The 14,473-nt window shown below is 59.5% G+C and carries 9 protein-coding genes; 6 read left to right on the top strand and 3 right to left on the bottom strand.

What is annotated here, in order from left to right; genetic code table 11:
- Positions 1–2: 2 nt before the first annotated feature.
- The gene (locus DV711_RS16055; RefSeq protein WP_114696726.1) at positions 3–1,427 is read left to right on the top strand and encodes an FAD-dependent oxidoreductase; all 1,425 of its coding nucleotides are present in this window, start codon (positions 3–5) and stop codon (positions 1,425–1,427) included.
- A 131-nt stretch (positions 1,428–1,558) separates the two neighbouring features.
- The gene (gene hemE, locus DV711_RS16050) at positions 1,559–2,623 is read left to right on the top strand and encodes a uroporphyrinogen decarboxylase (protein ID WP_114696725.1); all 1,065 of its coding nucleotides are present in this window, start codon (positions 1,559–1,561) and stop codon (positions 2,621–2,623) included.
- Positions 2,624–2,691: 68 nt separating this feature from the next.
- Here the strand turns inward: hemE and rph are convergent, their stop codons facing one another.
- Positions 2,692–3,414, bottom strand: coding sequence for a ribonuclease PH (gene rph, locus DV711_RS16045; protein WP_114696724.1), 723 nt, complete (start codon positions 3,412–3,414; stop codon positions 2,692–2,694).
- Positions 3,415–3,618: 204 nt separating this feature from the next.
- Between rph and DV711_RS16040 the strand changes: the two genes are divergently transcribed.
- The 3 genes from DV711_RS16040 (at position 3,619) to DV711_RS16030 (ending at position 8,935) form a co-directional block, all read left to right on the top strand.
- Positions 3,619–4,473 carry a YicC/YloC family endoribonuclease gene (locus DV711_RS16040; RefSeq protein WP_243633850.1) on the top strand — a complete coding sequence of 285 codons (855 nt, stop codon included), beginning with the start codon at positions 3,619–3,621 and terminating at the stop codon, positions 4,471–4,473.
- A 213-nt stretch (positions 4,474–4,686) separates the two neighbouring features.
- Positions 4,687–5,676: an ABC transporter substrate-binding protein gene (locus tag DV711_RS16035; RefSeq protein ID WP_114696722.1), complete on the top strand. Its 990-nt coding sequence runs from the start codon at positions 4,687–4,689 to the stop codon at positions 5,674–5,676.
- 13 nt (positions 5,677–5,689) lie between these two features.
- Positions 5,690–8,935: a GGDEF and EAL domain-containing protein gene (locus DV711_RS16030; protein ID WP_114696721.1), complete on the top strand. Its 3,246-nt coding sequence runs from the start codon at positions 5,690–5,692 to the stop codon at positions 8,933–8,935.
- 13 nt (positions 8,936–8,948) lie between these two features.
- On the opposite strand, the gene rep is transcribed toward DV711_RS16030, so the two are convergent.
- The gene (gene rep, locus DV711_RS16025; protein WP_114696720.1) at positions 8,949–10,961 is read right to left on the bottom strand and encodes a DNA helicase Rep; all 2,013 of its coding nucleotides are present in this window, start codon (positions 10,959–10,961) and stop codon (positions 8,949–8,951) included.
- A gap of 105 nt (positions 10,962–11,066) precedes the next feature.
- Between rep and DV711_RS16020 the strand changes: the two genes are divergently transcribed.
- Positions 11,067–12,845, top strand: a complete 1,779-nt coding sequence (locus DV711_RS16020; RefSeq protein WP_114696719.1) for a putative bifunctional diguanylate cyclase/phosphodiesterase — start codon at positions 11,067–11,069, stop codon at positions 12,843–12,845.
- A gap of 23 nt (positions 12,846–12,868) precedes the next feature.
- Here DV711_RS16020 and DV711_RS16015 read toward each other — a convergent pair whose 3' ends face one another.
- On the bottom strand, positions 12,869–14,371 hold the full coding sequence (locus tag DV711_RS16015; RefSeq protein WP_114696718.1) for a YifB family Mg chelatase-like AAA ATPase: 1,503 nt from the start codon (positions 14,369–14,371) through the stop codon (positions 12,869–12,871).
- Positions 14,372–14,473 lie beyond the last annotated feature (102 nt).

Genomic DNA, 14,473 nt, shown 5'->3' with positions numbered 1-14,473 from the left:
TTATGAGTCAACGTCTGCACAACGACTTTCAATTTGTTGAGCTCAAGCGCGAAGAACCGCAGAAGGTTGCCGCGGCAACCCGTAAGGTAGAGTTCAACGAGATCTATCACAGCTTTGAACCCGAGCAGGCTTCGAATCAGGCCCACCGCTGCCTGGCCTGTGGCAACCCCTACTGTGAGTGGAAGTGCCCGGTTCACAACTACATTCCGAACTGGCTCAAGCTGGTTTCCGAAGGCAACATCATCGAAGCCGCCGAGCTGTCCCACCAGACCAACTCGCTGCCGGAAGTCTGCGGCCGAGTCTGCCCCCAGGATCGCCTCTGTGAAGGCGCCTGTACCCTGCAGCAGGGCGATTTCGGCGCCGTCACCATCGGTGCGGTGGAGAAGTACATCACCGACACCGCCCTGTCGATGGGCTGGAAGCCGGACATGTCCCAGGTGGTACCGACCGACAAGAAGGTCGCCATCATCGGTGCCGGACCGGCCGGTCTGGCCTGCGCCGATGTGCTGGCCCGTAATGGCGTCAGCGCGGTGGTCTACGACCGTCACCCGGAGATCGGCGGCCTACTGACCTTCGGTATTCCCGAGTTCAAGCTCGAGAAGAGCGTCATCACCCGCCGTCGTGAGATCCTCGAAGGCATGGGTATCGAGTTCCGCCTCAACACCGAGATCGGCAAGGACATCGCGTTCGACAGCCTGCTGGAAGAGTACGACTCGGTCTTCCTCGGCATGGGCACCTACACCTACATGAAGGGCGGTTTCCCCGGTGAAGATCTCGACGGCGTCCACGATGCGCTGCCGTTCCTGATCTCCAACGTCAACAACTGTCTCGGCTACGAGCAGGACGAAAACGGCTTCGTCGACATGCGCGGCAAGCGTGTTGTGGTCCTGGGTGGTGGTGACACCGCGATGGACTGTAACCGTACCTCGATCCGTCAGGGCGCCAAAGCGGTCTACTGTGCCTACCGCCGTGACGAGGCCAACATGCCCGGTTCGCGCAAAGAGGTGGTCAACTCCAAAGAAGAAGGGGTGCAGTTCCTGTTCAACCGCCAGCCGGTCGAAGTGGTCGGCGAGAACGGCAAGGTCACCGGCGTTAAGCTGGTCACCACCGCGTTGGGTGAGCCCGATGCCAACGGCCGTCGTCGTCCCGAAGTGGTCGAAGGCAGCGAAGAGGTGATCCCGGCCGATGCAGTCCTAGTGGCGTTTGGTTTCCGTCCCAGCCCGGCACCTTGGTTCGAGCAGTTCGATATCCGTCTTGATGACGGTGGTCGCGTGCTGGCTCCGGAATCCGGCGATTTCGCCTTCCAGACCAGCAACCCGAAAGTATTCGCCGGTGGCGACATGGTGCGCGGCTCCGATCTGGTAGTCACCGCCATCGACGAAGGCCGCAAGGCCGCCGATGGCATTCTGGACTATCTCGAGGTCTGATCCTGCGATCAAACGGCTCCATTGAGGGGGCGGTTTGAGATAAATCAGATTAAAGGCACGGTCATCCGTGCCTTTTTTTTGCCCAACGCCTTATACTAGGCGGCATTCTGTAATACCGAGTTGAGAACCCCATGTCAGAACTGAAGAATGATCGCTTTCTGCGCGCGCTGCTGCGCCAGCCCGTTGATGTAACCCCGGTCTGGATGATGCGCCAGGCTGGCCGTTATCTGCCGGAATACCGTGCCACTCGTTCCACTGCCGGTGACTTCATGAGCCTGTGCAAAAATGCCGAGTTCGCTTGTGAAGTGACGATTCAACCGCTGGAGCGTTACCCGTTGGATGCGGCCATTCTGTTCTCCGACATTCTAACCATCCCCGATGCGATGGGTCTGGGTCTGTACTTCGAAACCGGCGAAGGTCCGAAATTCAAGAAGATCACCCGCACCGAAGAGGATGTGGCTGCACTGCCGATCCCGGATGTATCCACCGATCTGGACTACGTCATGAACGCGGTCTCCACCATCCGCCGTGAACTCAACGGCCGGGTACCGCTGATCGGCTTCTCAGGCAGTCCTTGGACGCTGGCCACCTACATGGTCGAAGGCGGCTCATCGAAAGACTTCCGCCACGTTAAGCGGATGATGTTCGAAACCCCGGAAGTGATGCACGAACTGCTGCGCAAGCTGGCCGTTACCGTGACCGCCTACCTCAACGAGCAGATCCGCTCCGGTGCCCAAGCGGTACAGATCTTCGATACCTGGGGTGGCGTACTCAGCACCAGCTGCTACAACGAGTTCTCGCTTCAGTACATGAAGCAGATCGTTGATGGCCTGATCCGTGATCACGATGGCCGCAAAGTGCCGGTGATCCTGTTCACCAAGAATGGCGGCCAGTGGCTGGAAAGCATCGCCAATACCGGTACCGATGCCGTTGGCCTGGACTGGACCACCGATATCGACGTCGCCCGCAGCCGTGTCGGCTCGCAAGTAGCGATCCAGGGCAACATGGATCCCAGCGTACTCTATGCCGGCAAGGATCGAATCCGTGCTGAGGTCGAAGACATTCTGTCCCGCTTTGGCAACAACCCGGGCCACGTGTTCAACCTGGGTCATGGCATCCACCAGTTCGTCGACCCGGCCCACGCAGGCTACTTTGTCGAAGCGGTTCACGAGCTCAGCGCCAAGTACCACCAGTAAGTGGTGACTCTGCCATAAAAAAGCCCCGCATTAGCGGGGCTTTTTCGTATCAGGGGAAGGCTAGCAGATCAGCTCTGCAGCGCCGCCTTCTGAATCTCGACGATCTCTTTGATGCCCTTGGAGGCCAGCGCCAGCATCGCATTGAGTTCGTCCTGGGTGAAGGTCTCACCCTCGGCGGTGCCTTGCACTTCAACGAAACCGCCGGCCTCGGTCATGATCACGTTCATGTCGGTCTCGGCCTTGGAATCCTCGGCATAATCCAGATCCAGCACCGGCTGGCCTTTATAGATGCCCACCGATACGGCACCCAGCATGCCCTTGAACGGGTTGCCTTTCATCGCACCGTTCTTGTCTTTCTTGAGGAAATCGATCGCGTCTTTAAGTGCCACACAGGCGCCGGTAATCGACGCGGTACGGGTTCCGCCATCGGCCTGGATCACATCGCAGTCGATGGTGATGGTGTTCTCGCCCAGCTTATCCAGATCCATCACCGCCCGCAGCGAACGACCGATCAGACGCTGAATCTCGACGGTACGGCCGCCCTGCTTGCCGCGCGCGGCTTCACGCCCCATGCGAGAGCCGGTAGAGCGCGGCAGCATGCCGTATTCGGCGGTTACCCAGCCCGAACCACTACCACGCAGAAAACGCGGCACACCACGCTCGACAGACGCAGTACAGAGTACCTTGGTATCTCCAAACTCCACCAGCACCGAACCCTCGGCGTGTTTGGTGTAGTTGCGGGTAATACGGACCTCGCGCAGCTGGTCATTGTCACGACCACTGGGACGCATCGCGTCCACACCAAGATTCTTCAGTTGATCGGAGAGGGATGTACTCATCGGAAAACCTTAAACAGACGTCAAAAACAACAGCGACCAATCTTCGACCCCGGATCGACCAGATCCGGGCTAGTCCCCGCCGCAGGCGGGTTGCTAGAATGGCAACCAAATATGGATTGCCAAGTTTAATCGAGAACCATCACTATGACACGCAGTATGACCGCTTTTGCGCGCCGCCAGAGCGAACAGGAATGGGGCACCCTGATCTGGGAGATCCGTTCCGTCAACCATCGCTACCTGGAGCCCCACCTGCGCCTGCCGGAAAGCTTCCGCGAAATCGAAGGTCCATTGCGCGAACGCCTGCGCAAGCGCCTGCAGCGCGGTAAGGTCGAATGCACCCTGCGCTTCCAAGCGGCTGAAGCGGGTGAGCAGCAACTCAACCTCAATACCGAGGTCGCCCATCAAGTTCGCGATGCCGCCCAGCAGCTCAGCGACCTGCTGGCCAATCCGTCACCGATCAACCCGCTCGAACTACTGCGCTGGCCCGGCGTATTGAAGCAGAACGAGCTGGACATGAAAGCGATCCAGAAACAGGCCCTGAATCAGTTTGATGACGCGATCAAAGAATTGATCGACAACCGCCTGCGCGAAGGCGCAGAACTGGCCCAACTGATCAATCAGCGCCTGGACGGCATCGACAACGTGGTCAGCCAGGTTCGCGAGAAGCTGCCGGAAATCCTTGAGAAGCAGCGCCAGAACATCCTGACCCGACTCGAAGATGCCCGGGTCGAACTGGATCCTAACCGGGTCGAGCAGGAGATCGTGATGTTGGCCCAAAAGGCCGATGTCGATGAAGAGCTGGATCGCCTCGACACCCACACCGGTGAGGTTCGTCGGGTGCTGAAGCAAAAAGAAGCGATCGGCCGCCGCCTCGACTTCCTGATGCAGGAGCTCAACCGCGAAGCCAACACCCTGTCCTCCAAATCGATCGTCGCCGAAACCACCCAATGCGCGGTGGAGCTGAAGGTGTTAATCGAGCAGATGCGTGAGCAGATCCAGAATATCGAGTAACTAGTTCCCTCCTCTCCGAACAACTGGATAGCAACACATCAACCCAACCCCGATGATTGCTATCCATCCCCAACCCCCACTATCGACTTCTTCCCTGATCTAATCGGTGTTTTAAGACTTAGGCGTTCTATCCTTAGGGGAATTTTCGTGGTTTCATGGCCACAATCCTGTAGCCGCAAAGATTTACCTGACTCTGATGTGAAGGGGGACGATATGGGACGCTTTTTCCGTGCAACGCTGTTTGGTGCCGGTTTCTTCCTGCTCAGCCAAGTAGCCGCTGCGGAACCTTTTAAGGTTCTGGTGGTGATGAGCTACGAAGAGCAAAATCCCTGGTGCGAGGAGATCAAGCAGGGGATCGATTCTGTACTCGCTCCCTCCTCCGAGATCAGTTATTTCTACATGGATACCAAGGTGGATCCTGCAGGCGGTCCAGCTAAGGCCGAACAGGCGCTTGCCGCGTATCAAGCGCTGCAGCCGGACGGGGTGATCACCGTCGATGACAATGCCCAATCGATGCTGGTCGTTCCATCGCTGAAGGACAAAGTTTCTACTCCGATCATGTTTGCCGGGGTAAACGCCGCGGCAAGCAAGTACGGCTACCCCAACTCGCATATCTCCGGCATCCTCGAACGAGCACACGTGCGGGAATCGCTGGCCTTCGCCAAGCAGCTATTCCCATCCATCGATCGAGCCTGCCTGGTCACCAACGACGTGCCTTCCGGTCGAGCGCTGCAAAAGCAGGTTGAAGCGGATCGCGCCAAATATCCGGTCCCTGCCCGCCAGTTTTTCCTGGCCAGCAACACCGCTGAGCTGGACAAGTTCGGTGAGTCCTTCCGCCAATCCTGCGACGCTCTGTTCGTTGACAGCCTGGAGGGGATCAAAGATGCCTATCAACAGTCGATGACTAATCAACAGGTACTGAGCTACCTCAAAACCCTCTACCCCGGCCCGATTTTGGGTGGCAACCGTTACACCGTCGAGCAAGGCGCCTGGGCCGCCGTAGTGAAAACAGGACAGGAGCAGGGGGAAACCGCCGCCGAGATGCTGTTGCAGGCGATGCAGGGTACCCCGGTGGAGCAGATCCCTGTGACCATCAACAACAAGGGCGAGCGGATCGTCAACGTCAGCGCCTTGAAGGCCAACGACGTTCCCCTCAAACCGCTGGTGCTGCGTGGCGCCACCTTGGTTCGCGAGCAGCCTTGATCCTGATCCGCTGATGACCAAGCTGTTCGCAAGTATTGCCAGGAAGCTGGTCTGGCTGGCCGGTCTGAATGCTACCGCCTTTGTGGTCATTGTGCTGATCGTCAGCCTGGCGTTTATGCGGGTGGAAGATCTGTCGACCCGCATTGTCGGCGGTGGTACGGAACGCGTCATCAATAACGCCCTGCTCGGAAGGCAGATCTCGTTGCTGTTTTCCGAGATCGATACTCTGAGCCGCCAGTGCAGCCAGCAAGCCTACCAGCCCAGCCAAGCACAGCGACTAACCCAAGAGCTGCAAGCGACCCTGCAGCGGGTGCCCAATCCGGCGCTGAATCAGACCATCGCGACGTTTGAACGCCAAACCCGCAACCTGTTCCAGCAGTGCCTGCAGCTGAATCAACGGGTGGGGCAGCTTCGCCGCCTGGGCAACACCACCGAGTACCGGCTCGATGCCCTGGAGCAGGCGATTGGTCAGAATCTGGTCGACCAGACCCTGGCAGGCAAGTCCACCAACCACCTTGATCAACAGATGACCCTGGTGGCGGGGCTACGCGAGACCCTGTTATTGATTGGTCGGGAGTCTGCCGAACAACTCGCCTTTGCCAAATATAACGACAGCTCGACCCTCGGTGCCGTTGGCCGGGTCGATGATATGTCACTGCGGCTCCAGACTTTGGTTGCCGCTTCCTCGGAGATAGCCGAAGCCAGCAGACTTCTGGATCTGGAGCTGGCCAATTACCGCAGTGCGGTGTTGCGCTATCGCAAAGCGATTATCGGCTTGGAAGGCGCCCTTGAATCATCGCTGACGGCCAAGAGAACGGTACTCGGTCACTTGCAGCAACTGGATCAGACCGCCCACTCCGAGGCCGAGACGATCAAAGCCGACCTGAGCCGGATTCTGCGCACCGCCAATGCCCAGGTTCTTGCCCTCGGGGTCGCGATTGCGCTGCTTTCTCTATTACTGATCAACCGGATCAACCGTCACAACATCAGACAACCGATGGCCGAGACGCTGCGCCTGATCAAGGCGATCAAGCAGAACGATACCCCAGATACACCACCCGAGCGCGAAGACGAGTGGGGCCAGATTCAGACCTCGCTCACCGTGATGGCGCAAGATCTCAAGCAATCCCAGGCCGAGGTGATGCAGGCCCGTGATCGACTGGAGATGGCCATGGCAGGGGCCAACGACGGCCTCTGGGATTGGAATCTGGAAACCGACCAGGTGCACTATTCGCCGCGCTGGAAATCGATGCTGGGCTACGGCCCGGATGAACTGGAGGCGTCCCTGGATACCTGGGCCGAACTCGTCGATCCCACCCAGAAACACCGGGTCCTGCAACATGCAACCCAATATATCAACGGCGACAGCCCGGTCTTCGCGGTTGAATTCCGGATGCGCCACAAACAGGGTCACTGGGTCGATATTCTATCCCGGGCCCAGATCGCGGTGGATAGTGACGGCAACGAGTGCTCACCCCGTCGACTGGTTGGAACCCACAGCGATATCACCGCCCGCAAGGTGGCCGAGCGAGAGCTCAAGCGCAGCGAAGGGGAGCAGCGTTCGCTGATTAACGCCCTGCCGGATATCATCATGCGCTTCGCACGCGACGGCTCCCACCTGTTCGTGTCCGAGAATGTCCGTAATGTCACCCCCTTCAAGGCAGAAGAGTTTATCGGTAAGACCCACCATCAGCTGGGCTTTCCGGAACATCTGTGCCAACAGTGGGAGTCAGCCATCGAGCAGACCTTCGAGAGCGCCCGTGCCCGGGAGCTGGAGTTCTCCCTTGACGGCCCATCCGGCACGACCATCTTCAATATGAAGCTGACCCCGGACTTTGATGAGGGCCACCAGGTCAGATCCGTCTTGACCGTGGCCAGGGATATCACCCAGCTGAAACAGCATCAGCAGCGGTTGGAGCAGATCGCCCACTTCGACGTATTGACCGGTCTACCGAACCGGGTACTGCTGGCCGACCGGTTGCACCAATCCATGACTCAGTGTCTGCGCCGGGGGATGAAGTTGGCGGTGGTGTATATCGACCTCGACGGCTTTAAGGCGGTCAACGACAAGTACGGCCATCATGTGGGCGACCATCTGCTCAGCGTCGTGTCGGGTCGGATGAGTGAAGCCTTGCGCGATGAGGATACCCTGGCACGGCTCGGCGGCGACGAGTTTGTGGCGGTATTAATCGACCTGCCCGACCGATCGACCTGTGAACCGGTACTGCATCGACTATTGGAAGCGGCGGCTCGAGAGGTTGATCATAACGGCGCCGCCCTATCAGTCTCCGCCAGTATGGGGGTCACCTTCTATCCGCAACAGGCGGAGATCGATGCCGACCAGTTACTGCGGCAGGCGGACCAGGCGATGTACCAGGCCAAACTCGCCGGCAAGAGTCAGTACCACCTGTTCGACATGGAGCAAGACCAGGCCATTCGGGGCCAGCTGGAAACCATCGAGCGGATTCGCGTCGCCTTAACCGCCGAGGAGCTATGCCTCCACTACCAGCCCAAGGTCAACATGAAGAGCGGCGAGGTGATCGGCATGGAGGCGCTGATTCGCTGGCAACACCCCTTGGAGGGACTGCTGTCACCGGCCAGGTTCCTGCCACTGATCGAAGACGACCCGCTGAACATCGAGGTCGGCGACTGGGTACTTCAGCAGGCGATGGCCCAGTGCGCGCACTGGCATGCTCAAGGACTGTCACTGGTTGTCAGCATCAATGTCAGCGCCCTGCAGATCCAGCAGAGCGATTTCGTGGAGAAACTGGCGACCCTGCTGCAGGCTTATCCGACCCTGCCGGCGCATCGATTGGAGCTGGAGATTCTCGAAACCAGCACCCTCAACGACATCTCTCAGACCTCCCGCGTGATTCGTCAGTGCCGCGCCCTGGGTGTCAAGGTCGCGATCGATGACTTCGGTACCGGCTACTCCTCGCTGACCTACCTGAAACGGCTGCCCGCAGATACCTTGAAGATCGATCAGAGTTTTGTGAAGGAGCTGCGTGCCGACTCGGACAACCTGGCCATCGTCGAAGGCATCATGGGGCTGGCCAAGGCATTCCAGCGCGAGGTGATCGCCGAGGGAGTCGAAACGACCGAACAGGGACAGCTGCTGCTATCCCTGGATTGCCAACAGGCGCAGGGCTACGCCATCGCCCGCCCGATGCCCGCTGATCAGGTTCCGGGCTGGATCAGCCAGTGGCACCCGCCCTCATCCTGGCTGGCTCAGCCGTTATCCAGTAGCCACGTAAGCTAAGCCTCGAGCAGAGTTACTTCAACAGGCTCTTCAAGCTGCTCAGGGTCGCCCGCCCCCGGGCTTTGTTGGCCTGTTCACAACCCGGATCTCGGCCTTCCCACTCCAGATCCTCTTCGGGCAGTTCGTCGAGGAAACGGCTCGGCACCGTGTCGATCACCTCACCGAACTGCTTCCGCTGACGGGTCAGGGTCATGGTCAGGGTCTTGCGGGCTCGGGTGATCCCCACGTAAGCCAGTCGACGCTCCTCCTCGACGAAGTCGTCCTCGATGCTATTACGGTGCGGCAGCAGCTCCTCCTCCATCCCCATCAGGTAGACATGGGGGAACTCCAGCCCTTTGGAGGCGTGCAGGGTCATCAACTGAACCCGATCGTCATCCTCGTCCTCCTCCTGCTGCTCGAGCATGTCGATCAACAGCAATCGCGCCACCGCATCCTCGATCTCGGCATCCGGATCATCCTCCTGCAACCGCTCCAGGGTCCGCTGCAGCGACTCGACCAGGAACCAGACGTTGGCCATCCGCCGCTCACCCTGGATCTCGGAATTACAGTTCTGGTAAGTCCAGGTCTCGTAGTCGATATCGCGGATCATCTGCTTGACCGCGTCGATCGGATCGCCACGGTGGCAATGCTCGTGCACCTGCTTAAGCCAGGTGCTGAATTCGTACAGCTTGGTCTGCGCCCGGGCCGGCATCGCCTGGGCCAGCTCCAGCTGACCGCTGGCCTCGAACAGGCTGACTTCCCGTTCGTTGGCGTAAACCGCCAGCTTCTCCAGCGTGCCCGGACCGATCTCGCGGCGCGGCAGATTGATGATCCGCAGGAAGGCGTTGTCGTCGTCGGGATTAATCAGCACCTTCAGGTAGGCCATGATGTCCTTGACCTCGGCGCGGGAGAAAAACGAGGTCCCGCCGCTGAGCTTGTAGGGGATCTGGTAGGTCTGCAGCTTCATCTCGATCAGCCGGGCCTGGTGATTACCCCGGTACAGCACCGCGTAATCGCGATAATGGTTGCGCAGGTTCAAGCGTCGCTCGATGATATCGGCCGCAATCCGGTCCGCCTCGGCCTCCTCGTTGCGGGTGAACACCACCTTGAGCGGATCGCCGAACCCCATCTCGCTCCACAGCGTCTTCTCGAACTCGTGGGGGTTGTTGGCGATCAGTTGGTTGGCGGCCTTCAGAATCCGGCTGGTGGAGCGGTAGTTCTGCTCCAGCATCACCACCTTCAACGACGGGAAGTCCTTCTTCAGCAATCCCAGGTTTTCCGGCTTGGCGCCGCGCCAGGCGTAGATCGACTGATCATCGTCGCCCACCACGGTCAGACCGCCGCGAATGCCCACCAGCAGCTTCACCATCAGGTACTGACTGGTATTGGTGTCCTGGTACTCGTCCACCAGCAGGTAGCGGATCTTGCGCTGCCAACGCTCCAGCACGTCCGGGCGTTGCTGGAATAGCAGCGTCGGAATCAGGATCAGGTCATCGAAGTCGACCGCATTGTAGGCCCGCAGGTGGCGGTTGTAGTGAGCATAGACCCGTGCCGCCAGCTCTTCGTTGCCGTTTCGGGCCTGCTGCAGCGCCCGTTCCGGTCCCAGCAGGTCATTCTTCCAGTTGGAGATGGTGTGCTGAATAAAGTCGACCAGGTCGGTCTCTTCAAGCTGATCTTTTTGCATCAGTTCACGGATCAACGCCTGGGCATCCTGGGCATCAAAGATCGAAAAGCCCGGTTTGAAGCCCAACAGCTTATGTTCGCGGCGGATGATATTGAGCCCCAGGTTATGGAAGGTCGACACCGTCAGTCCCCGCGACGCCGGCCCTTTAACCAGCTTGCCGACCCGCTCCTTCATCTCACGGGCGGCCTTATTGGTAAAGGTCACCGCGGCAATATGGTGCGCCTTGATACCGCAGGTTTCGATCAGATAGGCGATCTTTCGGGTAATTACGCTGGTCTTGCCACTGCCGGCACCGGCCAGAACGAGCAGCGGACCATCCACGTATAACACCGCCTCTTTTTGGCGGGGATTCAAATTTGTCACGAACAGGAAACCTAAAGCGATGGCCAGCGTGGCCGATATTAGTTAGATTACGAATCTTACCGTTCAGACTACGGGAATCATACTAGTTGGACATGTTGGGAAGTCATGCCGCCCGAGCTTAATCCGGATCACGGTACGCCGCCGCATTTGCTGATCGTCGCGCCGAATGAGCCCGACTACCAAGCTGTGGTATGGCCATTGCTGCAGGCCCCGGTACCAGGTTATCGATTAACCTGGAGTACTTCCGTCCGCGAAGCGATGAGTCAGGGGCGTCGAGCCGAGTTCCAGATGATCCTGCTGGCAGACTGTTTTGCCACCGATCCCAACCACAACTACCTGCACCTGGCACGCCGCCACCAACTCAAAATTCCGGTGATCGTGTTTGGTCAGTCGATCAAGAGCAGCCACGAAGAGCGTTTTATCGAAGACGGCGCCATCGATGTGCTGGAACTGACCAACATCAACCTCAATGTGCTACGCCGGGCGTTCCGCTATATCGCACGCCTGCAACAGCAGCAGCACCAGATCCAGACCCTGCGCCTCTACGACGACCTGACCGGTGCACCTTCGAGACTGAGCTTCACCGAACAACTCGGTCACGCGTTCGAACACGCTAATCGCAGCGCCACCAAGCTGGGCTTGATGATGCTCAATATCGACGGCTTCAAACGGGTCCATAACGCCCTGGGGCCGGAGATCGGCGATGAGACCATCAGCAAGGTCGCCTCACGACTGCAGGCGGGCCTGGAAAGCGGTCAGGAGCTGGCCCGAGTCGGCGATAATCAGTTCGCGCTGTTACTGGCAGGCGAGCAGGATCTGCAAGCCCAGCTGAATAAACTGATCGATCGAATCTGTTACCTGCAACAACGCCCCTACCGGGTACAGGGCCACAATCTGGCACTGGGCATCAGTATCGGCTGCGCCATCTACCCGGACAGCTCCAAGGATATGGCCAGCTTGGTGCGCCATGCCGGCTCGGCGCTGCACCTGGCCAAGAAGGAGCGAGGCTGTACCTTCCGGTTCTACGAAGAGCGCAACTTCGAGGATGCGGTCAACCAAATCACGTTGGAACCCGAGCTGCTCAACGCGCTACGCCAAGAACAGTTTGTGCTGCACTACCAGCCACGTATCGATATCCATACCCAACGGATCGTCGGCGTCGAAGCCCTGATCCGCTGGCAGCACCCGGAAAAGGGACTGCTGTTCCCGGACACCTTTATCCCGATGGCGGAAAAGTCCGGCCTGATCGTGCCGATGGGTTACTGGGTGTTCAACAAGGCGCTCGAGGATATGAAGCTGCTCGACGCCCAGGGCTGCGAGCTCAATCGGATCGGCATCAACCTGTCATTCCGCCAGTTCCAGGACGACACCCTGGTTCCGACCATCGCCCGCCTGCTGTCGCGCAGCGGAATCCATGCCGGCCGGGTCGAATTCGAGCTGACCGAAACCGCGGTGGCGCTGAACGAGCAACATGTCAGCCAGTGCATCGCCGACCTGAGCACCCTCGGGGTCACCTTCTCGCTGGATGACTTCGGTACCGGCTACTCCTCCTTCGCTCATCTGCAGAAGCTGCCGATCAATACCCTGAAGATAGACAAAGCCTTCGTGCAAGGGGTTACCGATAATCCTGATGACGCCGAGATCGTCAGGGCGATCATCAACCTAGCCCACAACCTGCGTAAGGACGTGGTCGCCGAAGGTGCCGAGACCGCCGAGCAGATCAACTTCCTTAAACGCAACGAGTGCGATCAGGTACAGGGGTACTTCTACAGCAAACCGGTCGCCTTGCCACTGCTGTTCAAACAGCTCAAACAGCAGCGCCAGAAATTGGCTGGCGCCGAAACCGAGGCCGAGACCGAAAAGGACAACATCAGCAACGCCTGATCCGGTCAGCCTGCCTTTCAGCCCTAGCCCTCCCGCCGATCCTGGCGCCGGTAGCTCAACGACTGTAGCAGATGGGTACGGTCGATATCCGTGACTCCTTCAAGGTCAGCCAACGTCCGAGCCACCCGCAATACCCGATGATAAGCCCGCGCCGACAGTCCCAGACGGCTTAACGCCTGCTGCATCAGTTGCTGATTGTCCTGGTCTAGAGCGCAATCCTGCTCCAGCTCCTGCCCCGATAACCGGTGATTCAGCTTGCCCCGTCGTTGCAGCTGTCGTTGGCGGGCCTGTTCGACACGCCGACGTACACTGGCGGAATTTTCGGCCGTGCTGGACGCCGCCACCAGTTCCTGTTCGCTCAACGGGGTCACCTCGATCTGCAGGTCGAGCCGATCCAGCAGCGGACCGGATATCCTCCCCTGATAGCGTTTGATCTGATCCGGCGTGCAGCGACAGCGCCCCGACGCATCGCCGTGGTAGCCGCAGGGGCAGGGATTCATCGCCGCGATAAGTTGGAACTGTGCCGGGAAGGTGACCTGAGCACTGGCACGGGAGATACAGATCTGGCCGGACTCCATCGGCTCACGCAGCACCTCCAGCACCCGCCGATCGAACTCCGGCAGCTCATCCAGAAACAGTACCCCGTGGTTAGCCAACGAGATCTCCCCCGGTCTCGGGGTGCTGCCACCACCCACCAGCGCCACCCCGGACACGGTATGGTGCGGTTGACGGAAAGGACGTTGCGCGTCCAGCGATGCTGACGTCTGCCGTGCCACCGAGCGGATCGAAACCACCTCCAATTGCTCCTGCGGCGTCAACGGCGGCAGCAACCCCGGCAGTCGACTGGCCAGCATTGTCTTACCGGTCCCCGGCGGCCCCGACATCAACAGACTGTGTCCGCCGGCGGCAGCGACCTCCAGTGCCCGCTTGGCCTGGTACTGTCCTCGTACATCGGCAAGATCGGGACCGGCCGGTGCCAGGTTCAATGGTGGTCTCGGGGTTGCCGCAAGGCGCTGCTGTCCCAGCAGGTGGGCACAGGCTTGCAGCAGGTGCTCTGCCCCCAGCACCTCGATATCCGGCAGCAGCGCGGCTTCGTCGGCACAGGCTTTGGGCAGCAGTAGCGCTCGCCCGTCACGGCGCGCCTGCATCGCACAGGGCAACGCCCCTGGCACCGCCCGCAACGCTCCCGACAGCGCCAGTTCACCGATCACTTCGAGTCCATCAAGCTGCTGCTGTTCGAGTTGGCCGGAGGCGCAGAGAATGCCCAGCGCGATAGCCAGATCATACCGCCCGCCCTCCTTTGGCAGGTCTGCCGGAGCCATATTGACGGTGATTCGGCGCATCGGATAGTCAAAACGGCTGTTGAGCAATGCACTGCGGACCCGCTCCTTCGATTCCTTCACCGCCGCTTCGGGCAGCCCCACGATCGAAAACCCCGGTAGGCCGTTACTGAGATGAACTTCCACCGTCACCGGTGGGGCATCGATACCCAGCAGGGCTCGACTGTGGACGATAGCCAATGACATAAACCATCCCTGTTGCTGTCAGGCAAAAAGATACCGCGCCATCCTGGTGCGGACGATAATGAAACAGATCGGTCCGATCTCGCTCATTGCCGATTGATAGTA

This window comes from Motiliproteus coralliicola, from assembly GCF_003345655.1.
GTDB lineage: Bacteria > Pseudomonadota > Gammaproteobacteria > Pseudomonadales > Balneatricaceae > Motiliproteus > Motiliproteus coralliicola.
The sequence above is the reverse complement of the archived record's forward strand: the minus strand, read 5'-3'. Positions and strand labels throughout refer to the sequence as shown.

Coding starts and splice junctions, on each gene's coding strand:
- DV711_RS16055 (WP_114696726.1), top strand. CDS start 3: ATGAGTCAACGTCTGCACAACGACTTTCAATTTGTTGAGCTCAAGCGC.
- hemE (WP_114696725.1), top strand. CDS start 1,559: ATGTCAGAACTGAAGAATGATCGCTTTCTGCGCGCGCTGCTGCGCCAG.
- rph (WP_114696724.1), bottom strand. CDS start 3,414: ATGCGTCCCAGTGGTCGTGACAATGACCAGCTGCGCGAGGTCCGTATT.
- DV711_RS16040 (WP_243633850.1), top strand. CDS start 3,619: ATGACCGCTTTTGCGCGCCGCCAGAGCGAACAGGAATGGGGCACCCTG.
- DV711_RS16035 (WP_114696722.1), top strand. CDS start 4,687: ATGGGACGCTTTTTCCGTGCAACGCTGTTTGGTGCCGGTTTCTTCCTG.
- DV711_RS16030 (WP_114696721.1), top strand. CDS start 5,690: ATGACCAAGCTGTTCGCAAGTATTGCCAGGAAGCTGGTCTGGCTGGCC.
- DV711_RS16020 (WP_114696719.1), top strand. CDS start 11,067: ATGCCGCCCGAGCTTAATCCGGATCACGGTACGCCGCCGCATTTGCTG.
- DV711_RS16015 (WP_114696718.1), bottom strand. CDS start 14,371: ATGTCATTGGCTATCGTCCACAGTCGAGCCCTGCTGGGTATCGATGCC.